Origin of the sequence: Flavobacterium melibiosi (genome assembly GCF_048158545.1) — a bacterium.
GTDB lineage: Bacteria > Bacteroidota > Bacteroidia > Flavobacteriales > Flavobacteriaceae > Flavobacterium > Flavobacterium melibiosi.
On the sequence record NZ_JBLNKU010000002.1, the window covers coordinates 393,262 to 417,573 of the forward strand.

18 protein-coding genes are annotated in these 24,312 nt (G+C 34.1%); 10 read left to right on the forward strand and 8 right to left on the reverse strand.

Annotation, left to right across the window (positions count from 1 at the left end; translation table 11 throughout):
- Window positions 1-4: 4 nt before the first annotated feature.
- The 6 genes from ACM55F_RS03720 to ACM55F_RS03745 all read right to left on the reverse strand — a co-directional run bounded on the left by ACM55F_RS03720 (window position 5) and on the right by ACM55F_RS03745 (window position 13,437).
- A complete protein-coding gene (locus ACM55F_RS03720) occupies window positions 5-1,729 on the reverse strand; it encodes a glycoside hydrolase family protein (protein WP_416852361.1) in 1,725 nt (574 codons plus the stop codon).
- 43 nt (window positions 1,730-1,772) lie between these two features.
- The gene (locus tag ACM55F_RS03725) at window positions 1,773-3,062 is read right to left on the reverse strand and encodes an MFS transporter (RefSeq protein WP_416852362.1); all 1,290 of its coding nucleotides are present in this window, start codon (window positions 3,060-3,062) and stop codon (window positions 1,773-1,775) included.
- Complete coding sequence (locus tag ACM55F_RS03730) at window positions 3,062-4,120, reverse strand: glycoside hydrolase family 130 protein (RefSeq protein ID WP_416852363.1); 1,059 nt, start codon at window positions 4,118-4,120, stop codon at window positions 3,062-3,064. The genes ACM55F_RS03725 and ACM55F_RS03730 overlap by 1 nt, the downstream gene beginning before the upstream one ends.
- Before the next feature lie 330 nt (window positions 4,121-4,450).
- Window positions 4,451-5,932 (reverse strand): RagB/SusD family nutrient uptake outer membrane protein, encoded by a 1,482-nt coding sequence (locus ACM55F_RS03735; RefSeq protein ID WP_416852364.1) that lies wholly within the window; start codon window positions 5,930-5,932, stop codon window positions 4,451-4,453.
- A 24-nt stretch (window positions 5,933-5,956) separates the two neighbouring features.
- Window positions 5,957-9,019, reverse strand: a complete 3,063-nt coding sequence (locus ACM55F_RS03740; protein WP_416852365.1) for a SusC/RagA family TonB-linked outer membrane protein — start codon at window positions 9,017-9,019, stop codon at window positions 5,957-5,959.
- Window positions 9,020-9,228: 209 nt separating this feature from the next.
- Window positions 9,229-13,437, reverse strand: a complete 4,209-nt coding sequence (locus ACM55F_RS03745; RefSeq protein WP_416852366.1) for a hybrid sensor histidine kinase/response regulator transcription factor — start codon at window positions 13,435-13,437, stop codon at window positions 9,229-9,231.
- A gap of 380 nt (window positions 13,438-13,817) precedes the next feature.
- Here ACM55F_RS03745 and ACM55F_RS03750 point away from each other — a divergent pair, with 380 nt between their 5' ends.
- The 3 genes from ACM55F_RS03750 (at window position 13,818) to ACM55F_RS03760 (ending at window position 16,537) form a co-directional block, all read left to right on the forward strand.
- A complete protein-coding gene (locus ACM55F_RS03750) occupies window positions 13,818-14,600 on the forward strand; it encodes an RMD1 family protein (RefSeq protein WP_416852367.1) in 783 nt (260 codons plus the stop codon).
- Between the two features lie 230 nt (window positions 14,601-14,830).
- Complete coding sequence (gene rhuM / locus ACM55F_RS03755) at window positions 14,831-15,805, forward strand: RhuM family protein (RefSeq protein ID WP_416852368.1); 975 nt, start codon at window positions 14,831-14,833, stop codon at window positions 15,803-15,805.
- Between the two features lie 21 nt (window positions 15,806-15,826).
- On the forward strand, window positions 15,827-16,537 hold the full coding sequence (locus tag ACM55F_RS03760; RefSeq protein ID WP_416852369.1) for a GYF domain-containing protein: 711 nt from the start codon (window positions 15,827-15,829) through the stop codon (window positions 16,535-16,537).
- A gap of 2 nt (window positions 16,538-16,539) precedes the next feature.
- Here ACM55F_RS03760 and ACM55F_RS03765 read toward each other — a convergent pair whose 3' ends face one another.
- Entirely contained in the window at window positions 16,540-17,130 is a 591-nt protein-coding gene (locus ACM55F_RS03765) for a DNA polymerase ligase N-terminal domain-containing protein (RefSeq protein WP_416852370.1), read from the reverse strand.
- Window positions 17,131-17,222: 92 nt separating this feature from the next.
- Complete coding sequence (locus tag ACM55F_RS03770) at window positions 17,223-17,588, reverse strand: hypothetical protein (RefSeq protein ID WP_416852371.1); 366 nt, start codon at window positions 17,586-17,588, stop codon at window positions 17,223-17,225.
- 358 nt (window positions 17,589-17,946) lie between these two features.
- Here ACM55F_RS03770 and ACM55F_RS03775 point away from each other — a divergent pair, with 358 nt between their 5' ends.
- The 7 genes from ACM55F_RS03775 to nirB all read left to right on the forward strand — a co-directional run bounded on the left by ACM55F_RS03775 (window position 17,947) and on the right by nirB (window position 24,229).
- Window positions 17,947-18,207 carry a heavy-metal-associated domain-containing protein gene (locus ACM55F_RS03775; RefSeq protein WP_416835581.1) on the forward strand — a complete coding sequence of 87 codons (261 nt, stop codon included), beginning with the start codon at window positions 17,947-17,949 and terminating at the stop codon, window positions 18,205-18,207.
- Window positions 18,208-18,304: 97 nt separating this feature from the next.
- Complete coding sequence (locus ACM55F_RS03780; RefSeq protein ID WP_416852372.1) at window positions 18,305-18,688, forward strand: hypothetical protein; 384 nt, start codon at window positions 18,305-18,307, stop codon at window positions 18,686-18,688.
- Between the two features lie 244 nt (window positions 18,689-18,932).
- A complete protein-coding gene (locus ACM55F_RS03785) occupies window positions 18,933-19,265 on the forward strand; it encodes an ArsR/SmtB family transcription factor (protein WP_143388120.1) in 333 nt (110 codons plus the stop codon).
- Between the two features lie 19 nt (window positions 19,266-19,284).
- On the forward strand, window positions 19,285-19,755 hold the full coding sequence (locus ACM55F_RS03790; RefSeq protein ID WP_416852373.1) for a DUF6428 family protein: 471 nt from the start codon (window positions 19,285-19,287) through the stop codon (window positions 19,753-19,755).
- 17 nt (window positions 19,756-19,772) lie between these two features.
- A complete protein-coding gene (locus ACM55F_RS03795; protein WP_416852374.1) occupies window positions 19,773-20,405 on the forward strand; it encodes an arsenate-mycothiol transferase ArsC in 633 nt (210 codons plus the stop codon).
- A gap of 2 nt (window positions 20,406-20,407) precedes the next feature.
- On the forward strand, window positions 20,408-21,451 hold the full coding sequence (gene arsB / locus ACM55F_RS03800; protein ID WP_416852375.1) for an ACR3 family arsenite efflux transporter: 1,044 nt from the start codon (window positions 20,408-20,410) through the stop codon (window positions 21,449-21,451).
- A 270-nt stretch (window positions 21,452-21,721) separates the two neighbouring features.
- Complete coding sequence (gene nirB, locus ACM55F_RS03805) at window positions 21,722-24,229, forward strand: nitrite reductase large subunit NirB (RefSeq protein ID WP_416852376.1); 2,508 nt, start codon at window positions 21,722-21,724, stop codon at window positions 24,227-24,229.
- The last annotated feature ends 83 nt before the right edge of the window (window positions 24,230-24,312 follow it).

Consider the following 24,312-nt stretch of genomic DNA (forward strand, 5'->3'; position numbering starts at 1 on the left):
CCTTTTATTTTTTCTGTTGAAAGTTATAATCTACAACAATACCGTTCACCAGCATTTTAGAACCTTCATAGTTTATTTTACCGCCTGATGGAACACAAACAATTACCGCTGCACTTTCTGGTGCAATTTTTATTTTAGCCGAAGAAGAAACGTTACGGGCAACAAAACGTCCAGAAACTGTATTATACAAATCCACTTTTTTTCCTTGCTCTGTTTGTATTGAAACTTTTTTCTTAGTGGTATAAGGGTTATAATATAAAAAAGAAGGATAAGCTTTATCACTATAAAAATCAGTTGCCAGTAAATTCAATTGTAAAATCCCCGTAACATTGGTTGCACGGATAATACTTCCAAAAATACCAACATGCCCACTGCCATAAACACTAAATTGAGATTCCTCAGGATTTTGACCCAGTACCCAAAGCGGTCCGTCTCCTTGTGCCACAGGTCCTTTTAAATTTTCATACGCTTTATAACTCGATTGACGAATGATCCCCTCATATCCAATTACTCCTTTGCTAACCTCAGCAAGATGCGGAATCGTTTCGTGCTCATCCGGCATGTACTGCGGATAAAAAAAACGCGATGCATTAGCTGCATTCAACATCCATTTACCAATTGCCGTTGCGTAAGATTGATTGTAGCGAACCATTGGAACCAACGGCCAAGCCATATCATAGGTATTCATCAAAAAGCCATATCCACCATGATCTACCGTACTGCCAACTGTTCCTGAAATATCAATTCCATTCCAGTTACCAACCAATACTCCCCAGCCTTCACGACAAATTGCAGTTCCGTCGAAAGTCCAACCCAACATTTTATCCGTGTCGTATTGCGTCTCTTCTTCTGCATTTATTCTTGCCGCTAAATAAGCACCAAACGGCATTAATAATTCATACGTTGGATTTATAGGTTGTGATTGTAGCGCGGATAAAGCACTTTTGGCTCCTTTTAAATATCTTGGGTCTCCAAACTTTTTATACGCTGCATATAAAACCCAGGCATGTCCCGCCGCTGCATCGGGCTGCGCACAAATATTATTTTTCATGGGTTTCATTTTGCCGTAATCAAAATAGGAATAGTCATAATTCCCATTCAAAATAGAATCGGCCTTAAAGAATTTTTCGGCGATACTTTTAGCGATACCATCGAAACCGGGTTCGTTAGGATATTTATCATAAACGGCATAAAACAAGAGATTCGGATACACATCGTACCACCAGTCACGACCATAACCACCGCCCAATAAAGCGACTTCCGGGCACGTATTATTCATCATAATATCCCAACCTGTTTCGGTATTAAAATAATTTTTCAGCATACCAACATAATTCAAATTTTGTTGCTTGCTTTTGTCTATTCCTACTAAACTCGCTCCTAATGTCGCTCCCATTGTAGCCAATGCTTCATGGAACATCCCTTTGTTATTTTTCCCTTGTCTTACATCGGCCACTGCAGTGTAAATCCCTACAACGTCTTGAGGAAAATTCTTTTTGCTGCTGTCGATCCATACCATAGGCCAATATTTACCTTTGGCATTGAAATCATATACGGTACTATCAAAACTGACAGCCATTTTTTTATAATCGATGATTTGAAATGGCTTTGGCAGGTTTGGCATCTGATCCACACGAGCTATCTTTTGTTGTGTTACCTGAGCTGTTGTGTTACTTCCGAAAAAGATAAAAAACAAACCAGCGAAAGTGATTTTGAAAATAGTATTCATTTCTTATTTTGATTTAATTGTAACTCTATTTTTTTAATCGGTATTACACCATTTTTTCAGCAACTTCGTTAAGCACTTTGCTATCAATTACGGGTTCATCAGGAGAAAGTAATTTTCCTTCTGCTATAATTTTTTTGGCTACAAAAATTGAACTCAACTGCAATATAGCAACAATTACAATAGCGTAACGCAACGCAATTTCAGTAGAAATAGCATAAGCCAAAACTAAGAATGTTCCTGCTCCTAAAAATCGACCCGCAAACAAACCTGCTTCATGGTTCAAGATATAAGTAAATTCGCCTCTTTTCTCTATTTTCGAAACAATATCGATTACTTTAAATTGAATTGGAAAATACGCCAAATCCATCAGCGGTTTTGCAATCAGCAACAATAAAATAAATATGATTACACCGGTTTGATTGAATAACAACCCATTGACTACTGCTCCTAAAGCAAATAAAACGAGTCCCGCTGTAAATATTTTTATTCGGTCAGAAGGTTTTGAAATCCTTCCTAAAACATACATAATTACCGCTGCGATTATAGCTCCTATGGATTGAGCAGTTCCTAATGCTCCTTCCTTCCCTATCAATAACATAATCAGCATGGCGGGTGCCGTTACCAGAAATCCCTGAACCAGCCCTTTCAAGACTGACAATGACAGTAATTTATACCATAATTGATGAAATTTAAAAAACACATATTTTTTTTGTTCCGGGTTTTGGAATGTTCCTCTGAAACAAACTATAGAGGCGAAAACAGTCACTAAAAATACTATTCCGGTAATGATTAGATAGGCTGTATGTATTTGTGCTTCATCTCCACTTGATTCGATAAACCAACCGATAGTAATCGGAATGACAACGGCTATAATGGTGTAGAAAAAAGTTTCCAAACCATAATAATAATTTCGATTCGTATCATTAGTAATGGCTAATGCCAAATAATCTCGGTTTGACCAATAAAAACCAAAAGACAGTCCCATCGTAATTCCGGCAAATCCAATTCCCACCAAGTCAAGTGTTTTCAATGACATCATGATCATCATGGAAACGCCGCTCAGCATCATTCCTGCCGAATATAATTTTCTGATATTAAAATGTTTCAATAAAAATCCATTTAATAAAAAAGTAAGTGGAATTCCTGCATAAATTGTCAGTTGATAGATAACCACCTTAACAGGATCATTGGAACTTCGCATCACATAAGCAGCCACAAAAATATCTATCACAGGCAAAACGATGGCATAAACCAGATTCGTAAGCACTAATATTTGAAAATTGTGAGTCTGACTTTTAAAATGACCAATTTCGGTTTTTAGTTTCTTGAACATTAGTTAAATTTTAAAAGTGAATAAATGTCTTTGATAGAAAACTCAGCACCACAAACAAACTCATCCGATGCACCGTAATAGATGGTAACGCTGTCACCATCAGGATGTACCACATGCCCGTTAGTAAAAACTACGTTCCCAAAAAAACCAGTCAACTCATAGGTTGCGGTAGGTATCATAATAGGTTCTTCTGTTCGTGCAATTACTTTTGTAGGATTTTCTAAATCCATTAAAAAAGCACCTAAACAATATTGATGTGCTGCATTGGCTCCATGATATATAGACAACCAGCCTTTTTCTGTTTTTATGGGAGCGGCTCCGGCACCCACTCTTTTGCTATCCCATAAACCGGCTCTGGTTTTAATGATACAATGGTGATTTCCCCAGTGAAGCCCATCCGGAGAGGAAGTGATCCAAATATAATTTCCACCAATATCAACACTGCTTGGACGGTGTAAAGCGTAATACAAACCGTTGATTTTTTCATCAAAAATGGCACAATCCTTATTGTGTGGAGGCAACATCATTCCATGCGATTCAAAATTTATCCAATCGGTTGTAGTGCGTAAACCCACTCCCACTCCATTGTCAGAAACAGCTGTATAGGTAAGGTAATATTTATTTTCAAGTAAAGTTACCCTGCAATCTTCCACTCCAAACGTTTCCAGCATTCCTTCACCAACTAAAAGCGGATAATTCTCCGGTTCATAAAAATGGTGTCCGTCTTCACTGCACAATAATCTCAGGTGAGATAAAGTAGTTAAATAATCAACTCCTTTATAATTAATTACCCTGGCATCACTTGCATCTAATTCAGGGTCATCCATAGGAATTTCTATAATTTTAATAGCCCCTGTTTCCGTTAAAATAGGAAAAGAAATACTATTTTCTTTTTGTTCCGGCCTTTCAGCTACACGAACAATCAACCATGTTTTTCCTTCAAATTGAAATACACCCGGATTGAGAAGACACGTAATTTGTAAACCCTCTCTACTGGCAGGTAAATCTGCTGGGGACAATAATGGATTTTGTGTAAAACGTTTTGCAATATCTTTCATGCTATTCTATTTTTAGTTTTTTAGTTTTATTTTTTTAAATCCAAATCTATTTCTGACATACGAAAATGAGTAGTTTAACAGTAAATTTATTCATAAAATTCACAACTATTCTATTTATTTATAGATATATAGAATAGTTGTGAATTCTTATTAGACTTAAAAAATTGATATAGATTTATCGAATTCATGTGTATGCGTTGTGAGTTTAGATTTTACTTTTAATCATCAGAAATCAATTCAAAATATAAAAATAGAGAAGTAGCAATTTTTTTATGTAACTGCTACTTCTCAAGGGATATTAATTAAAACAAACCACTTTTTAATTAAAACTTAATACCCTGAATTTTGTGTCAAAGTCCCTGCTGATGCATCAATTTCTGATTGAGGGATTGGATACAATAGGTGTTTGTCTTGGAAATTTTTTCCATGAGCTGTCAATACTGCTTTTGCAATTCCCCATCTTTTTAAATCCAGCATTCTTTGATTTTCAAAACCAAGTTCTGCTCTTCTTTCTGAAATTAACCACCCTTTTACAGTCGCTTTATCTGTAGATGCTATTCTGTCTAACAAAGTTCCAACTGGTGCAGTTCCGCCTGTAGCTGTTACTGTAGTTCTTGCTCTGGCTCTTATGATGTTGATAATAGCAATTGCTCCAGGATAATCTCCCGTTTCATTTAGTGCTTCAGCTTTCCAAAGTAAGGCATCTGCGTAACGCATGTATACTTTATTGGTAACCGCATCATCATTTCCTTTATTGCCGCCATCCAGAGTTCCCAGCATTTTATTTACATTCTGATTCGCTGCATCTACTGTGTAAAATTTTCTTGGATCATTTGGTTCAAATGAGTTTAAGAAATCGGTGCTTGGAGCAAAAAATCCCCATCCTAAAGGAGCACAAATTCCATTGCCTCTTCTTGGAGTTGTATTGGACTGATGGTCGTAAGAAAATATAACTTCATTATCGATATACTCTTTGGAAGTACTGAAGTTATCGAAATAATTAGCATTTAAGCTATAGCCAAGTGGCGCTAACTCATCTACTAAAGTGATTACTTCTGACCATTTTTCAGTGTACAAAGCAGCTTTTGCCTGAAGTGCTATCACAGCACCTTTAGAAACTCTCCACTTTTCACTGGTAGAAGAATATTTGCTGTTTGGCATTAATCCTTTTGCTAAAACTAAATCTGCTTTAAGTCTGTCCCAAACCAATGTTTTATCAGCTCTCACTGCAACATCAAAAGCTTCCTGATATGTTTTTACTGGCGCTAAAATTAAGGGTACATCACCAAAATTAGTAACCAAAGAGAAATAGTAGTACGATCTTAAGAAATAAGCCTCACCCAACAATTGGTTCTTTCTGGCAGTAGTAATTCCTGTAATAGCTTCTATATCCGATTTTGTTAATAATTCAATCGCGATATTTAGTCTTTTAATCCCTTCATAATTATATTTCCATAATCCGTTTGGACCACCGTTGGTTGAAGTATAACTGAAATTGTTGATTTCATCGATCCATGGCTGATCACCATCTGAAGCCCATTTTTTCTCCATATCATCCGATGCGATATCCTGCATGATATAATCATTTTGAAAAACAAGACCTCCGCCCCAATCCCATTGTGCCAATATGTTCAATCGGTTTGATAGCAATTCATAAGAAGAGTTTACTGAACTTTCTACTGTATTTAATGTTGGAGTGCTGTTTGCCTGGTCCAAAGTCGTTAATCCGATAGGCTCTTGTGTAAGCTCATCTTCACAACTTACCAATACCATCAGGCACATTAGAATACCGGTTTTAAATAAATTTTTCATAATTTATATTTTTTAATTTTTTATTTAAAGTTTAACTCTTACTCCAAAAATAAACGACTGAGATTGAGGATATGTTCCTTTGTCAATCAGTGAAGTAGATTCCGGATCCAAGCCTGTATAGTCAGTTATCGTAAATAAATTTTGACCTGACGCATACAAACGCATGTCTTTTATACCAAGAACCGTTTTATTAAAAGTATACCCAATTTCTAAATTTTTCAATCTCAAATAAGAAGCATCTTCCACAAAAACACTAGAAACATTACCACCACCATTATTGTTAAAAGTAACGCGAGGAGTTGTATTACTTGTTCCTTCACCATTCCAGCTATCCAATACGGCTGTTGTAGAATTGAACGGACGGCTATCATAATTTAAGATTTGTTTCAAATCATTGTAACGGTCTACCCCTTCTACTCCTTGCAATAAGAAAGAGATATCAAAGTTTTTGTAACTCGCATTAAAATTGACTCCGTAAGTAACTTTTGGAATTGGATTTCCAATAAAAGTTCTGTCATCAGCATTTATCTGTCCATCACTGTTTAAATCTTTAAACTTAATGTCCCCAGGTTGAGTTGCATTAGCATTTGAAAATAAATGCGTACTAACTTCCGCTGAATTTTGATAAATACCATCAAATTGATAGCCATAATACGAGCTTATCGGTTGCCCTGTTTCTGTTTTTGTATGTGTAAAATCGTCAGTGATGTTTTTTACAAATTCATGAAGTTTGTTCACTCTGTTTGTTAGGGTAGCAATGTTTGCATTTATACCGTATTTAAACTCATTATCATTATTTTGAAAATTCACACCAAATTCAAGTCCTTTATTGTTGACTTCACCAGCATTTACAAAAGTTCTTTCTATAACTCCTACTGATACTGCAGGTAAGCCCACGGTTAATAAGATATCATCAGTAGTTTTTGTAAAATAATCCGCTGTAAAACTCAATTTATTATTCAAGATTCCTAAATCAACTCCAAAGTTAGTTTGCGTAGTAGTTTCCCATTTCAAATCTGGATTACCATAACGAACTACATTTACAACTCCTCCAGTAGAAGACACCAATGTTTCGTAAGCATTATTTGGTAATTCCTGATTTCCGGCTTCACCCCAACTTGCTCTCAATTTCAAATTAGAGATCCAATCTGATTTTTTCATAAAATCTTCCTGAGATACTACCCAGCCCGCAGAAACAGATGGAAAATATCCCCATTTATTATTCGGTCCAAATCGTGAAGAAGCATCTGCTCTCATTGTTGCTGATGCAAAATATTTGTTGTCATATCCATAGGTTCCAGAAGCAAAATAAGATAACAAACTCCAGTTGCTGGCTGATCCTGAACTGTACGCATTAGTTGTACTTCCATAATCCAGGTATCTGAAAGGATCTGTGGTATTGTCAAAATTTTGTCTGCTGCCACCCATTGCTGCCGCTTTGCTACTGATATTTTCCATTCCAAGCAATGCGTTTATGCTATGCAATTCTTTGAACGTTTTAATATAATTCAATGTATTGGTAAAAGTAAATGTCATTTCCTGACCTCTATTTTCATCTAAACCATTAGGTCTGTTGTTTCTTCCCAAACCATAATATTGATTGGAAGGATCATTGATATTGGCATCTCCAAAGTTTGAAGCAAAATTTTTGTTATGAGAAAATTTGATGTCTACACCTAAATTACTTTTGAATTTTAGCGTTTTATCTCTCAACAAAGCATATTCGCCGTATAAATTTCCAAAAGTTTGAAATGTGTTTCTTTTGTCATCTGTAAAGTGAACAATAGCTATTGGATTTGAAGTGTATTCGTAAATTTTACTCCAGCCATCATTTGGACCCGTGTAAAAAGGTAAATCTGTATACGGATTGCTTTCAGTATAAGTTGGATCTGAAACATCTTTATAAACACCTAAAACCGGTGGACGAATCAATGCATGACGAATAACTCCCGGTACATCTCCACTAGAAGATAATTTATCTTGTTTCGCGTAGCTAATTTGAAGATTGGTTCCCACTTTAAAACGATCTGAAATGTCTGCATTAACATTTGATCTGAAATTAAAACGTTCGAATTGATCATTATCTTCCACTACAATACCGTCATGTCCAAAATAACCTCCGGAAATTAAATACTGTACATTTTCAGAACCACCGCTTGCCGAAACCTGGAAGTTTTTTGATATACCTGTAGTAAATAACTCATCCTGCCAATCCGTGTTAGCCAAATCAGTTCTGCTTCTGTCAGCTGCATAAGGACTAATAGCCGATGCTGCATTTCCAGCAGTATTATGCCAAGCTTGATCTTTAACGGTTAAGTATTGATCCGTGTTCAACATTTTTGGAAGATTGGTGGCAAAGTGAATTCCGGAGTACATATCAACATCAAAACTTGATCTGCCTTTTAGTCCACTTTTAGTTGTAATTAAAACAACTCCACTAGCTGCTCTGGAACCATAAATAGCTCCTGCCGCTGCATCCTTTAATACCGACATCGATTTAATATCTGATTGATTAAGGAACGAAATATCACGGGTAGGTACACCATCGATAACATAGAGAACGTCATTCTTACCAAGAGTACCTTCACCTCTAATACGCAATTTTATACCATCACCAGGGGCACCTGTATTGGCAGCTACAAAAACACCGGCAACTTGTCCTTGCAAGGCTTGAGCAACATCTACCACTCTTGTTTTTGAAAGGTCTGCCAAATCAACCGTGCTAACTGCTCCCGTTATGGAAGCTTTCTTTTGACTGGTATATCCTACGACAACTACTTCTTCTAATTTTTGTGAATCTTCAACTAATACAACATTTATTACAGTGTTTCCTTTAACTGCAATTTCTTTGGTTAAAAATCCTATATAGCTGAAAACTAAAACAGCATTTGAATCAACATTATTAATGGTGTAATTTCCATCAAAATCAGTAGCTGTATTTATAGCCGTTCCCTTGACAGCTACATTTACTTGTGGCAATGGACCACTGCTATCCGAAACTACCCCTTTCACAGTTTGAGCGTACATTACACTCCCTGATACTATTGTCCATAATAAGACCATATTATAAATTACATTTTTTCTCATCAGGAGGAAGTGTTAAATTGGTTAATAAATTGATTGATTTTTTTCATGTTAATAAAAATTAGGTTAATTAAATGCATTAATGGTTTTTTTTGACTTAAAAATCAGTTCATAAAAGTAATTCCAGAGCATAAAAAAAGGTGTACACTATTTCATCAAAAGTGTACACCTGGATTAAAGATGCTGATTTTCAGGATTTTAAAAGATACTTACTATTTAATTTTGTACTTAAGCTGATAATTTTTAGGAGTGGTATTGTATATTTTTTTAAACTCACGGTAAAAATAGGAACGGTTGTTAAATCCGGATTGGTAACACACCTCAGAAACCGTCAATACATTCTTACGCAAAAGTTCAGCCGCATATTTTAATCGTATGGTTCGAATTAAATCACCCGGAGTAAAACCGAAAATCTGTTTGATTTTTCGGTACAATTGCGAGTTGCTGATGCCCAATTCTTTCTCAATAAATAAACTTTGAAGATTTTCATTATCAATATTTTTACGGATCAATTCAATTACTCTTTTTACAAAATCTTTTTCTTCATTATTTATGGGAAGCGTTGATAGATTTTCGGTCAGCGTATCTTGGGTAAAGTGCTTTAAAATTAACTCTTTTTCTTCCAGCAATTTTTGCATCCTTATTAATAAGTGATCGGGATAAAATGGTTTCGGGATATAGGAATTCGCACCGCTTTCCAAACCTTCAATTCTATGAATAACCGAATCTTTTGCGGTAAGCATAATAAAAGGAATATGACAGGTCTTAATATCTGTTTTGATTTTTTTACAAAGGTCTACCCCATCCATCAAAGGCATCATGACATCACTAATGATAATATCAGGGATTTCCTTTTCAAGAATCGCTACAGCTTCTACACCATTAAAAGCTGTAATAATTTTATATTTTTCATTTAATAAATCATTCAGGAATAAATGAATTTCTTTCTCATCTTCGACTATTAAAACTGTTTTCCTACTGTCTTCAAGTCCTTCAAGGGATGAAATTTTATTTGGAATAGCATCGTCCTTGCCAGGGATTTCTTCAAGGATATTCTTAAGATGATGCGAAATCAAAACCGGACTTACTTCTACGTCTAATTCTTTTTCAGAAAACGCCTCTTTGCTGCAAGGAACCAGAATAGTAAAGGTGGTCGCTTTATCAGGAATGCTTGAAACCAGAATTTCCCCTCGCAATACGGTAACCAGTTTTTTAATATAGGCCAGTCCAATACCTGTTCTAAACATATCATTTTCAGCTCCTGCATTTGGGTCAGAAAGGAAAAACCGATCAAATAAAGAATCTAATTTCTGTTTTGGAATCCCTTTACCTGTGTTTATGATGGTTATGTTTAATCTTTTTGGATCCTCATCCTGAATGTGAAACTTGAGATCAATTTTTCCATTTTCTGGAGTATATTTAAAAGCATTTGACATCAGGTTAAATACTATTTTTTCAATTTTATCCTTGTCAAGCCATCCCGGCAATGTTGAAGGGATGTCGAGATTATAGTCAATATTTTTATCTAATGCCCATTCGTCAAACAATTCGGCAATTTGTTCGACCAAGTTTACAAGATCAAATGCTCTTGCCGTAACTTCTAAATAATCATATTCGGCTTTTCTGAATTCCAATAATTGCTGCGTTAGAAACAATAATCTTGAAGAATTGCGCTGAATCATCTGTATGAACTTCTGATTTCTTTCGGTGAGATTTGCTGTCTCAGATAGTTTTTGAACAGGCCCGACAATCAAAGTTAAAGGAGTTTGAAATTCATGGGCAACATTAGTAAAAAATGTAAGTCGGTTTTCATGAAGTTCTTCTTCTCTTTTTCGGAATAGTATATTTTGGCTCAAAGATTGACGTTTCTTGTAATAACTGAGTACAAACAGTATAAAAAGGGCTGCCAATACAGTATAAATTACAATAGCAAGATTAGATTGCCAAAACACTGGCTTGATTCGGATATCAATTGCATGAACGGGTTTGCTCCAAACGCCATCACTGTTGGACCATTTTATCCACAAGGAATAGTTTCCCTTAGGAACGTTGGTAAAGGAAATCGTTCTTCGATTGTTAATGAAATTCCAATTCGTATCAAAATTCATCAATTGATAGGCATATTGGCATTTTTCATTATTAATATAAGTCAAAGCTGACAATTCAATGTCAAAAAAGTTTTGATTGTGTTTTAAAACAATCGACGGATTCGTATTTGAATTAGGCGCGATCACCAATCCCTGATAATACGGAATCGCTTGATTTTGTCCGCTGATTTTATTAATGAGAATATCTGGAATGATGGATGATTCCTTTATTTTTTGAGGCAAAAAATAATTAAATCCTTTTATTCCTCCCATAAAAATATAATCTGATTGTGCATCTTGGTAAAAAGCGCCATCGGCAAATTCATTATTTTGAAGGCCTTCGTTTTTTGTGTAATTAATGAATTTTGATCCATTAAGTATAAAATTGGATAAGCCAAAATTCGTACTTATCCAGAGATTGGATTTTTTATCCGAAACAATTCCGTGAATAGTATTATTAGGAAGTCCCTGTTTAACGGTAAAGCTTTTAAATACCGCTTTTCCGTCACTTTTTAAAACTTCCAACAAATTCAACCCAAAGCTGGTACCTATCCAAAGTCTATTTTTGGAATCCGTCTGTAAACACAATATGTCATTATTGGATAGACTTTTAGGATCATTCTTTATATTTTTATAGGTGCGAAATTGACCCGATTCTTTGTCAAAAAGATTCAAACCTCCTAGTCGGGTTCCAATCCAGAGCTGATTTTGATTCTTCGGAATTATTGAAAAAATAATATTACTGCTTAATGCTTTTTCACCGTTATTGGCTGCAACATATTTTTTGAATTCAGTTACTTTTAATTTTTCGCCTGAACGCTCAATTTTACAACGAACCATTCCATAGCCATTGGTTCCTAGCCAAACAAATCCTTTTTCATCCTGATAAATGGTGTATGTTGACTTAAAATAGTCACATTTCTCATTCCCTAAAATTTCCGACCAATTAATAAGTCTTGATTTTTTTAAATCAAAAACAGTAATCCCATTACCATCTGTACCTATGAAAATTAGATCTTCCTTTCCTTTACATAAAGCATATACGGCATTATTAATAATGCTATTGCTTTCATTAAAAGTTGAATACTGTAATAGTTTTTCAGCATTCAGATAAAAATCAGAAGAAAAGCGAAATAATCCCTTGCCTTTGGTTCCAACCCAAAAAGAATTGCCTTCTACTTCCAGAAATGCTCTAACAATACCGCCATCAAGTTCAGGAATTTGTACTTTAGAAATTAAATTAAATGCCTTTTTAAGTGGATACATTTTAAAGATTCCATCACCATCAGTTCCTGTCCAAAGCACATTTTCACTTCCTTGAATTAAGGTTGTAACCTTCTGATTCTTCAGGTATTTCAACCATGATTTGTTAGTATTTTCTCCATTGCTGTCGATAATAAAATAGCCTGACTTGCTGGAAAGAACAAGTCCTTCAGGAACATGTCCAATACAATTTTCAACATTTTTTTCTGGAAGAATCTGATTTTTTTTATCCGATAAAGAGTGTAAAATAGCACTTCCTGTTGCTGTGACTATACAAATTTTCTCTTTGGAAACCATTCCAAAGGTTTTAACGTTTTTTGAAATCAATCTTACTTTTGAAACTGTTTTCTTGTTGTTTTTATTTTCAAGTGACAAAGTATAAAGTTCATTATTCTCAAACAAAACAAGTAATTCACCCGTTGGTGAGAATTCCATTTTTATGACCGCTTTTTTAGAAAGATTTTTAGTTCTTAACAATTGAAATTCAGTTCCATCAAAATACCCTATACCCCAATCTTTTACGGCACAAAATACGTTCTTTGAAGTATCAAGCGCCATATTAAATTCTGATTCTGATAATGGTGGCTGATTTTTTCTGGTAAAATAATAACGTTGAAACGTATCCGTTTTTTTATCATACCGATTAATCCCATGGATCGTTAATATCCAAATTCGACCCGTATTATCTTCGTCTACTTTAAGGATTACCTGATTGCTCAGGCTATTTTCATTGTCTAATTCAGGTCTGAAAATTTTGAAATTATTTCCGTCATACCGATTTAGTCCATCCCATGTTCCTATCCAAAGTAAATTTTCGGAATCCTGAAAAATAGCGTTAACAGAACTATTGGAAAGTCCTTTCGTATTATCTAATTGTTCTGAAGAATATTTCAAATCCAATCCCTTGGTTGAATCTAAAAGAGATTTAAGATTACCATTCTGAATTTCTGGCATTGCAGATCCTTGAACACTATGCGTTACTGCATTGTCTAAAGATGCCTGTTTTTCTTTATTGTTACAAGCAACAAGTCCTATAAAAATAAAGCTGATTAATAAAGTTTTAAATTTCAATGTAAAAAGTATTTTTTGAATTTTTTGGCTTTTCTGAAATGAATAATATCATAATAAATACTATTCCATACCTTATCTTCCTTTTGTTGTTACAACAGGCATGAAGTTAATACCCCATAATTTTAAGGGTACATAACTTATACAAGAAAATAAAATTTAACGAAATCGATATAATTTTTAAGTTCTCAAATGTACAAAAAATAGTTGTCCGTAGAATACCATTAAAGGGTATCTGTTTTTTATATAAGAACGTAAATGTTTTAGCTAATTCTTTTTCAATTCCTATTTAAAACTATAGCACTGAATTCCAAAGCAATAACACAAGATAAATTTTATTATAAAGTAAAAAATTTCTTAAATTTGTATAAAATAGTTTGATTATGGAAATCAGAATCGAAGCTGTTCAAATTGCGGAATCTTTCAATATGAAAAAATTTCGTGCCGATTTTCGTGCCGAAGCACATTCGGGTTCCACTTCCGAAGTGTTTTATGCATTGGAAGAAAACGAGCATTATTTATATGTTTTTGATTATGGTGTTGTGGTCTTTGCCAATTATGATACAGTTGCCAAAAGTGAATTCGTAAACTTTATAAAAAATTATGCCACTACTTTGGTCGATTTGAATTTATCAGAAGAATACCGCATTGAAACTGACGAAACACTACAAAAGGTCATTGTAAAAAACAATTATGTGACCGTTTCCCAAATAGATTCCTCCCTCATGCGAATCGTTATGCTCAATATTGCCCAATCTGTTGCACTGGAATATTACGAAGTATTGACCGACGAACTCATTACCTCTTCAAAACACTACATTCTGGAATTAGAACAACGAGGAAAACTCAGTATCTCTAAAACCAATTTGCTCAAATACATTGGTAAAGTCCTGAATGTAAAAAACAGTATTGTAGATAATTTATATATTCTTGATGATCCGAATTTGGTTTGGGATAATGAGGAACTCAACTTACTCAATCGCCACCTAAAAGCTAATTTTGATATCAATACCCGTTTTAAAGACCTCGATTACCGCCTGCAAATTGTAGAAAACAATCTTACGCTGTTTACGGATGTACTCAACGTACGAGAAAGTTCCCGTTTAGAGTGGGTTGTCATCATATTAATTGCACTGGAAATTGTAATTGCCTTATTTTTTCATTAAAACCTAAAGTCTATTGCGTCTGATTTCCTCTTACTTCACACCATAAAATCTAAAATATTTCTTTGATTCTTTATTCTATAAACAAAGTCCTTTTGTTATTTTTGTTTTTATTACCGTGTAAAACCAAAATCAAGAACCACTATTCGGCTAATTGCCTACAAAATAGTTGAACGAAAATGATTAATTAGCGACATAATGAGCATAATACTTGGATTTAAAACCACAGCTTAATGAATAATCAGATAGAAATATATAAATCTTCAGACAACAAGGTAGAACTTCAAGTAAGTCTTGATAACGAAACTGTTTGGCTAAACAGAGAGCAAATCGCGGTTTTATTTGATAGGGATATCAAAACCATAGGTAAACATGTTAATAATGTATTTAATGAAGGGGAATTGGATAAAGAATCAGTTGTCGCAAAATTTGCGACAACTGCAACTGACGGTAAAACATATCAAGTTGATTTCTATAACCTCGATGTTATTATATCTGTTGGTTATCGTGTAAAATCTAAACAAGGAACACAGTTTCGTCAATGGGCAACACAACGTTTAAAAGACTATTTAGTCAAAGGGTACGCCATCAATGAAAAACGGTTGCAAGAAACTGAGAGTAAGTTTCAAGAATTAAAACAAGCGGTACATTTACTGGACAACATCGTAAAAACTAAAATAGTAACTGGTGATGAAGCGCAAGGGTTACTAAAAGTGCTGAGCGACTATACCTTTGCATTGGATATTTTAGATCAATATGACCATCAAACATTAAAAATAGCAGCAACCGATACGAAAGAAGTTTTCAAAATATCTTATCCAGAAGCTATGAAAGCTATTACAGGATTAAAGACTAAATTTGGTGGCTCTAATTTGTTTGGCAATGAAAAAGATGATTCTTTTAAAAGCTCTTTAGAAACAATTTATCAAACATTTGACGGAATAGATTTATATCCCTCAGTACAAGAAAAAGCGGCACATTTATTGTATTTTGTCACTAAAAATCATTCCTTTTCGGATGGTAATAAAAGAATTGCAGCTTTTCTCTTTGTTTGGTTCCTAGATCGTAATGGATTATTGTATCACGAAACAAGAAAAGTTATTGATGACAATGCACTAGTAGCACTAACATTGATGATTGCCGAATCCAAATCTGATGACAAAAACATGATGGTTAAAGTAATAATTAATTTGATTAACAATAAATAAGCACTCCATTAAATATAATAAATGAAAACCTATTACATCCATAACGGCACTGAAAACAGCGGCCCATTTGTCCTGGAAGAATTAAAAGCTAAAAAAATTACAAAAACAACTTTGGTATGGTTCGAAGGTATGGACGAATGGAAATATGCCGGTGATATAGACGAATTAAAAAGTATTTTGACCGTAGTGCCACCGCCTCTAAAAAACATCCCCCCTTTACCAACAGCGGAGAAAAAAATAGCCAGTCAAACTATTTTGGGCTTAGATAAAAATATCTTTTTTTTAGCTTCCGGAATTTTAGCTTTAATCATTGGGACACTCATTTTCGATACCTATCAAGAAAACAGAAGTAGTGAATTAGAACAAAAAAATAACCAAACTGAATTTCGCAACCAACAACTTGAACTTCAGCAAAAAGAGATTGACGAGCAAAAAATACAACTTGCCATCCAAGAAAAAATTGAATCCGAAAGGCTTTCAAACGAAAAAAAAGACTCTATAAATAATAGACTTTTAGAAATCAAGAAAATACTCGTTTATAACAAAACCAATTTAGAGGAGAATAAAATTAAATTAGCGAATGCGAAAGAGTTTAAAATATTAAGATCCATAGACGAAAGAGATGAGGATATTAGCCTGATTGAAAATGATATCAACCATTGGCAAGCTGAAATTAAAAAACTGGAAAACGAAATGTATCGATTGTATTTAAAACTACAAACCGTTCATTAAAATTATTTTTCTAAACTTTCTAAAGTCAGATTGGAAATTACGGATTTATCTTGTTTCAAAACATCATCATCGCTCGCATATTGATCTTTTTTCTTTATCAAAAGCCAGGTGTTTTCCTGTTTCGTTTTTAGTTTTACCAATGCAAATTCGCCTTTGAGTTTTTTTCCATTTAGGATAAAACCAAGATGTCCTTCTTGTAAATCGGATTTTAATTTATTTTCAACATCGTCTCTATCTTCTGCATCAGCTAAAGTGTAGGTTCCATTATCCCAGACGATAACATTTCCCGCACCATAATTTCCTTCGGGAATAGTACCTTCAAAATCTTTGTAATCGTAAGGATGATCTTCCACCATGATTGCCAGTCTTTTATCTGCAGGATTCATCGATGGCCCTTTGGGTATGGCCCAACTTTTTAATACGCCATCTAATTCCAATCGGAAATCGTAATGCAAATGGGATGCGGCATGTTTTTGCACCACGAAAATCAATTCAGTTGATGATTTTTTAATTTCACCTTCGGGTTCCGCGGTGGAATTAAAATTACGTTTTTGATTGTATTTATTCAAAGACATGGTCAATACGATTATCATTGAAATGAATCTAAAATTACAGGTTTAAATACTATAGATAAACGCATTAAGTCAGCCGTCAACAAACAGAAATTATTTACTTTGGACTTTATTTAACTCTTATCTCCTGTATTCTCGTCTAAATTGCTGTGATTATCACCACCTATACTGTAATGATTGTTTTCTTCATCTTCATTCCCAGATTTTTCCCCTTCGTCATCTAATTCTGACCCGGGAATGTCTAAATCTCCACCAGAGACATCTTCGTTAAAATCTTTTTGATTCAATTCTGTCACATTATTTATTTCAACTGGCACTTTATTTTTAGAAATATCTTCCGGATCTATATCCGATTCTTTTTTAAATTGGCTATAAATATCTTCGCTTGGAGGATACAAAAGAGAATCCGGTAATTTATTTTTATCTTTTTTACCTGGTTTTCTTTTATCAAAATTTAATTTATCATTTTTATTATTCATCTTACACTTATTTAATTGATTTACAACACACTAAATTAATCATTTTTAAACGAAAATGTATCTTATAAGTATAAAAAAAATATCCCATTATGCAGTTGGACAGCATTAAATTTCAAAGTTACAAAGACAAAGTTATTCTGCACAAGAAGCTGTTTTATTTTTCAAATATAAAATGACTATTAGAACCCGTAGATTTACTAAAATATGCTGTAAACAAACATTCAATCTAAAATCCAAAAAGTGATATTTTTCTATTCTATTTTTCACATTAATAAAACATAAATCACTAACTTTAAGCTACTTAAATATTTATTTAAATACATCCAAACTAGATTCTTAATTTAAAAAAAATAAAAACATGAGCGCACTAAAAGACAATGTAATTCCAGGAAATCATGGTCAAATTTTTGGAACAAATGCTATAGAAGAAGTGGATTTAATCGAAATTAAAGCCAACGTATTGAAATTAGACGGAATAAAAGATGTGCTTTTGAATGCTGAAATATTTCCACGAGAATTCACGGTTCATACCTCCAAAATGGTATTGATCAATGATATTGAAAACAAAGTAAAATCAGTAGGATTTCATGCTATTCCAAAAGATTTATTTGAACTTTAATATTTTGAAATAAATTTTATCAAATCTTTTACTTTTTAAAATTTCTACTAAAAATAACTCCGATTCAATTAATTGCAAACTATTAAAAAAAATAAAAATGGAAACTAAAAAAACAATTTATCAATTACACGAAGAACACAAAGCGTGGTTAAATAAACTTTCCTTTTATAAAGATGAACTTAAAATTATGGATAACCGAATTATGGAAGTGGCAAAGAAAAACACTTCTAATGAGGTACGCTCCTTAGCCGATCATTTTAATAATCTGCTAGTCATTCAAAAGGAACAGATTGACATCTTAACCCATGATATTAAAAGTCATGAATTGTATCTGGAAGCAGCAGCACGTGACAATCCTAATAGTATTGATCATGAAAAATTTTCTGACCATAAAAAGCACCGAGAAGGTATCGCTGTTTTTGAAAAAATATTTAAAGAATTGAGAGAAGAATTGATTGATTTTCTATCGAAATGGATGTGAATTGGACGATTTACAAAAACTAAAAGCATCTTTTACGACTATTCCTATGGAAGTCTTAGTATCGAATACATTTTAAATTTTACCTGAAAACCATTTCCTTTACAAGCATAAACTTCAAAATGCTTATCAAACTACTATTGTCTTTAGCAAACCAGAGCGCCAATTAAAATTTAAAGAAAAATTAGTATTCCAAATTTGGTTTTTATTTATCCATATCGTAATATTGCAATATAAATATATAACGATGGGAATTACTAAATCAGAACATTTCACAGACGAGCAAAACGAATTGGCAACATTGGCGAAAGCCATAGGTCATCCTGCCCGAATTGCTATAATAGAGCATCTCATAAAAGTAAACAGTTGTGTATGCGGTGATATCGTAAATGAACTTCCTTTGGCACAACCTACCGTTTCGCAACACTTGAAAGAACTAAAAAATGCCGGACTTATAAAAGGCAATTTTGAAGGAAATGCCATTTGTTATTGCCTCAACGAAGAAGGTTTTAATAAAATAAAAGGCTTTTTTCAGCACATTAATACCTATTTAGAAAATAAGAAAAATCAATGTTGTTAATTTTTAAATCACTAGAATCATGAAATTATCAGAAATTAAAAAACAGTTGAGCACGCTAGACAACGTTGCTTTTGTATTGCCAAACGGAACCTTTGTTCCAGAACATTTTCACGTAACCGAAGTGGGTTTAATTACCAAAAACTTTATTGATTGCGGTGGAAAAGTTCGAAAAGAAACCGTAGTAAATTTCCAATTATGGGATGCCAATGACTTCGAACACCGCCTAAAACCACAAAAACTTTTGGACATCATCGCACTTTCAGAAAAAGTATTAGGAATCGAAGATTATGAGGTTGAAGTTGAATTCCAAGCCGAAACTATTGGAAAATACGACATTGGGTTCAACGGAACAGCATTCACTCTTTTAAACAAACAAACCGCTTGTTTAGCACAAGATCAATGTGGCATTCCTGCAGAAAAACAAAAAGTAAAATTATCCGAAATCCCTACGCAATCAAGCTGTTGTACTCCTGGAGGAGGCTGTTGCTAATTTTTTAAAACTATAAAATGTCTTTAACAAAAACCATCCTATTTCCAGAAATCGAAAAAACAATCCATGCTTTTGATTTTGAAACCATCGCAGCAGAACGCAAAATTATTTTGCAACCGCTTATTGATTTTATTCAACACAAAGTTACTAACCAACAAGAAGTTAGGCTGAACTTGATTTGCACTCACAATTCCAGAAGAAGCCATTTATCGCAAGTTTGGGCACAAACAGCAGCAGCTCATTTCAATATAAAAAATGTATTTTGTTATTCTGGAGGTACCGAAGCAACGGCTTTATTTCCTATGGCTGCCAAAACACTAGAACAATCAGGTTTTAAAATTAAAACCATTGCAGTAGGGAATAATCCAATTTATGCCATAAAATATTCCGACAATGAACATCCAATTATTGGTTTTTCCAAAACTTATGATGACGATTTTAACCCACAAAGTGAGTTTGCAGCCATATTGACTTGCTCACAAGCAGATGGAGGTTGCCCCTTTATTGCAGGTGCTGAAATGCGTATTCCTATAACATTTGAAGATCCAAAAGCATTTGACAACACACCACAACAAGCAGAAAAATATCAGGAACGCAGTTTGCAAATTGCAACTGAAATGTGCTATGTATTCTCCCAAATAAAATCATAATAATGGCCTCTAAAAAAAGATTAAACTTTCTCGATAGTTACCTTACCCTTTGGATATTTCTGGCAATGATAATTGGCGTTTCCATTGGATACTTCATACCTTCCAGTAGCGGTTTTATCAATTCTTTTTCAAGCGGAACAACAAATATTCCTTTGGCAATTGGATTAATAGTAATGATGTATCCGCCATTGACTAAAATTGATTTTTCAAAAATTTCTTTAATGTTTGAAAAGCCAAAATTACTCACCGCCTCTTTTTTAATAACCTGGATTGTTGGTCCGTTTTTAATGTTTTTATTGGCAACATTCTTTTTGAAAGATTATCCGGAATACATGACCGGTTTAATCATAATTGGGATTGCACCTTGCATTGCGATGGTAATTGTTTGGAATGAATTAGCCGAGGGAAATAGAGAATTAACGGCTGGGTTAATCGGAATTAATAGTTTACTTCAAGTTTTCTTTTTCGGTTTATATGCCTATTTTTATCTGGAAATCATGTTGCCATTATTCGGAATAAAAAGTTTGGAATTAAATATTACGGTTGCCCAAATTGCTACAACAGTTGGAATTTATTTAGGAATTCCATTTGCATTGGCAGTAATTAGCCGCTATGCCATCAAGAAATACATTGGTGACAAATGGTTCAATCAAAAGTTTATTCCTTTCGTTTCTCCAATTACGTTGATTGCTTTGCTTTTTACAATCGTAGTCATGTTCAGTTTAAAAGGGGAAATGATTGTTGATTTGCCACTGGATGTAATTCGAATTGCCATTCCGCTTGTCATTTTCTTTACCATTATGTTTTTCCTGATGTTTTTTGTTTCAAAAAAAATCGGAGCCAATTATAGAGATGCTGTAGCACTTTCATTCACTGCATCGGGAAATAATTTCGAATTGGCAATTGCAGTTTCCATTGGAGTTTTCGGTATCAATAGCGGACAGGCATTTGCAGGAGTTATTGGTCCATTAGTCGAAGTTCCGGCTTTGATAATTTTAGTAAATGTGGCTTTTTGGTTAAGAAAAAAATACTATCAATCTAAGTAATTTCATAAATAAAGATTTTAAAACATAAGTACACCGTTTTAAATTAACACAAGGCTCCCAGACACTTTTTGGGAGCTTTTTTTGTTTCAATACCATTAGACCCCCAAATACAAAATATTTATTTCAACAAAAGTGGTATTTAATTATAAATACCCTATTTAAAACACCCTTTTTCGAATAATTACTAATTAATTTCAAAAACACACAATTAAGTATCTAAATTAAGTATTAATACTTATATTTGCCTAATAATACTTAATTAATGAGATTATGATTAAAGTAATAGTAGTCGGAAACGGCATGGTAGGTTACAAATTTTGTGAAAAATTCATTGCAAAATCAGGACAAGAAGAATATCAAATCACCGTATTTGGAGAGGAACCAAGACGCGCATACGATAGAGTTCACTTGAGTGAATACTTTGCGGGTAAAAGCGCTGACGACTTATCATTATCAACATCAAATTGGTATGAAGAAAACAACATAATCCTAAATACCTCTGAATTAATCACTGATATTAATAGAGAGCAAAAAACAATACATACCCATTTAGAAAAAATACATACATACGACTACTTAGTTTTAGCTACAGGTTCAGCTGCTTTTGTACCGCCTATTGAAGGTGTAGATAAAGAAGGGGTTTTTGTATACAGAACCATCGAAGATCTGGATGCAATTATGGCTTACGCCAAGAAAATAAAGCAAAATGGTGCTACAGAAGCTGCCGTCCTTGGCGGTGGATTATTAGGATTAGAAGCTGCTAAAGCGGTATATGATTTAGGGTTAAATCCACATGTAGTGGAATTTGCTCCTCGATTGATGCCAAGACAGCTTGATAAAGGGGCAAGTGATATGTTGCAATCAAAAATTGAGGAACTCAACATTAGCATTCACCTTAACAAATCAACACAATATATTGCTGGTGAAGATACTATAACAGGAATGATGTTTGAAGGAGAAAAACTCCTAAAAGTAGATATGTTGGTAATTTCTGCAGGGATTAAACCTCGCGACGAACTAGGAAGAGTTTCCGGACTTGAAGTAGGAGTACGAGGAGGAATTGTAGTAAACAACAAGATGCAATCTTCTGATCCTTATATCTATGCGATCGGAGAAGTAGCACTTTACAATCATATGATTTATGGTCTTGTAGCTCCTGGATACGAAATGGCCGATGTAGCCGCTGAACAAATCCTGAAAGGGGCAAAAACGATGAGGGAAACCATCGATATGTCTACACAATTAAAATTAATTGGTGTTGAAGTTGCGAGTTTTGGTGATCCTTTTATAGAAAATGAGGAGGTAACCGCCATTGTTTACGAAAATAAATTCAGTGGAATTTATAAAAGAATCAATGTTACCAAAGACGGAAAAACACTTTTAGGTGGAATTTTAGTAGGTGATTCAAGCGATTATAATGGATTGTTCCAAATTTATAGCAACGCCATGAAATTGCCTAAAAATCCGGAAGATTTGATTTTGGGTTCAAGAGGAGGAGAAAGTTCTACTATGGGAAGTGCAATGGACTTGCCGGACACTGCCGTAATTTGTTCTTGTGAAAATGTTACCAAAGGAAGTATTTGCTGTTCTATTACAGACGGTACTTGCGAAACTCTTTCAGACGTAGTGAAATTGACCAAAGCAACAACGGGTTGTGGTGGATGTAAACCAATGGTTGTAGATTTAGTAAAAGAAACCCAAAAATCATTAGGAAAAGAAGTCAAAGATGTGGTTTGCGAGCATTTTGCTTATAGCAGACAAGAACTATATGATATCGTAAAAATCAACAAATTTACCAATCACAATGAGGTGTTGGGTACTGTTGGAAAAGGAGATGGATGCGAGGTTTGTAAACCGGTTTTATCTTCCATATTCTCCAGTATATATAATGATACTGCCAACAAACATGTCGTCGAACAGGATTCAAATGACAGATTCTTGGCTAATATTCAACGTAACGGTACTTATTCTGTCGTGCCTAGAGTTACAGGTGGGGAAATTTCAGCCGAAAAACTAATCGTATTAGGTCAAGTAGCCCTAAAATACAATCTATATACCAAAATCACAGGAGGACAACGTATCGACTTATTTGGTGCCGAATTAAACGATTTGCCTGAAATTTGGAAAATACTTATCGACAGTGGTTTTGAAAGTGGACATGCTTATGGTAAATCATTACGTACCGTAAAAAGCTGCGTAGGGAACACTTGGTGTCGTTATGGAATGGATGATAGTACCACTTTTGCCATTGAATTAGAAAATAGATACAAAGGATTGCGTTCACCTCATAAAATCAAAGGTGGAGTTTCTGGTTGTATCAGGGAATGCGCCGAAGCCAGAGGAAAAGATTTTGGAGTTATTGCCGTAGATGGAGGCTGGAATCTATATATCAGTGGTAATGGAGGAGCAAATCCAAAACACGCTGTTTTATTTGCGGAACAAGTTGACAAAGAAACTTGTTTGAAATACTTAGATCGCTTCTTGATGTTTTATATCCGTACAGCAGGACCATTAGTACGAACTTCTACTTGGCTAGAAAAACTGGAAGGTGGACTAGATTACTTGAAACAAGTAGTAATCGAAGATAGCTTGGGAATAGCTAATGCATTGGATGTCGAAATGCAAGGATTGGTTGATTCATACGAATGTGAATGGACTCAAGTTATTGAAAATCCTGAATTACAAAAACGTTTTAGACATTTCACCAATTCTGACGAGAGAGACGACAATATTGAATTTGTACCAATAAGAGATCAAAAAATGCCGAAATCTTGGTAATCAACCGTTTTTAAATAAAAACAACTACTACATTATATACAACTAATTAACTCTTTCCACTCTCGATTCCCTCTCTAAAAGAG

Bases quoted from the DNA above. Each gene is read 5' to 3' on its own strand.
- ACM55F_RS03720 (WP_416852361.1), bottom strand. From the start codon at position 1,729: ATGAATACTATTTTCAAAATCACTTTCGCTGGTTTGTTTTTTATCTTT.
- ACM55F_RS03725 (WP_416852362.1), bottom strand. From the start codon at position 3,062: ATGTTCAAGAAACTAAAAACCGAAATTGGTCATTTTAAAAGTCAGACT.
- ACM55F_RS03730 (WP_416852363.1), bottom strand. From the start codon at position 4,120: ATGAAAGATATTGCAAAACGTTTTACACAAAATCCATTATTGTCCCCA.
- ACM55F_RS03735 (WP_416852364.1), bottom strand. From the start codon at position 5,932: ATGAAAAATTTATTTAAAACCGGTATTCTAATGTGCCTGATGGTATTG.
- ACM55F_RS03740 (WP_416852365.1), bottom strand. From the start codon at position 9,019: ATGAGAAAAAATGTAATTTATAATATGGTCTTATTATGGACAATAGTA.
- ACM55F_RS03750 (WP_416852367.1), top strand. From the start codon at position 13,818: ATGGAAATCAGAATCGAAGCTGTTCAAATTGCGGAATCTTTCAATATG.
- rhuM (WP_416852368.1), top strand. From the start codon at position 14,831: ATGAATAATCAGATAGAAATATATAAATCTTCAGACAACAAGGTAGAA.
- ACM55F_RS03760 (WP_416852369.1), top strand. From the start codon at position 15,827: ATGAAAACCTATTACATCCATAACGGCACTGAAAACAGCGGCCCATTT.
- ACM55F_RS03765 (WP_416852370.1), bottom strand. From the start codon at position 17,130: ATGATAATCGTATTGACCATGTCTTTGAATAAATACAATCAAAAACGT.
- ACM55F_RS03770 (WP_416852371.1), bottom strand. From the start codon at position 17,588: ATGAATAATAAAAATGATAAATTAAATTTTGATAAAAGAAAACCAGGT.
- ACM55F_RS03775 (WP_416835581.1), top strand. From the start codon at position 17,947: ATGAGCGCACTAAAAGACAATGTAATTCCAGGAAATCATGGTCAAATT.
- ACM55F_RS03780 (WP_416852372.1), top strand. From the start codon at position 18,305: ATGGAAACTAAAAAAACAATTTATCAATTACACGAAGAACACAAAGCG.
- ACM55F_RS03785 (WP_143388120.1), top strand. From the start codon at position 18,933: ATGGGAATTACTAAATCAGAACATTTCACAGACGAGCAAAACGAATTG.
- ACM55F_RS03790 (WP_416852373.1), top strand. From the start codon at position 19,285: ATGAAATTATCAGAAATTAAAAAACAGTTGAGCACGCTAGACAACGTT.
- ACM55F_RS03795 (WP_416852374.1), top strand. From the start codon at position 19,773: ATGTCTTTAACAAAAACCATCCTATTTCCAGAAATCGAAAAAACAATC.
- arsB (WP_416852375.1), top strand. From the start codon at position 20,408: ATGGCCTCTAAAAAAAGATTAAACTTTCTCGATAGTTACCTTACCCTT.
- nirB (WP_416852376.1), top strand. From the start codon at position 21,722: ATGATTAAAGTAATAGTAGTCGGAAACGGCATGGTAGGTTACAAATTT.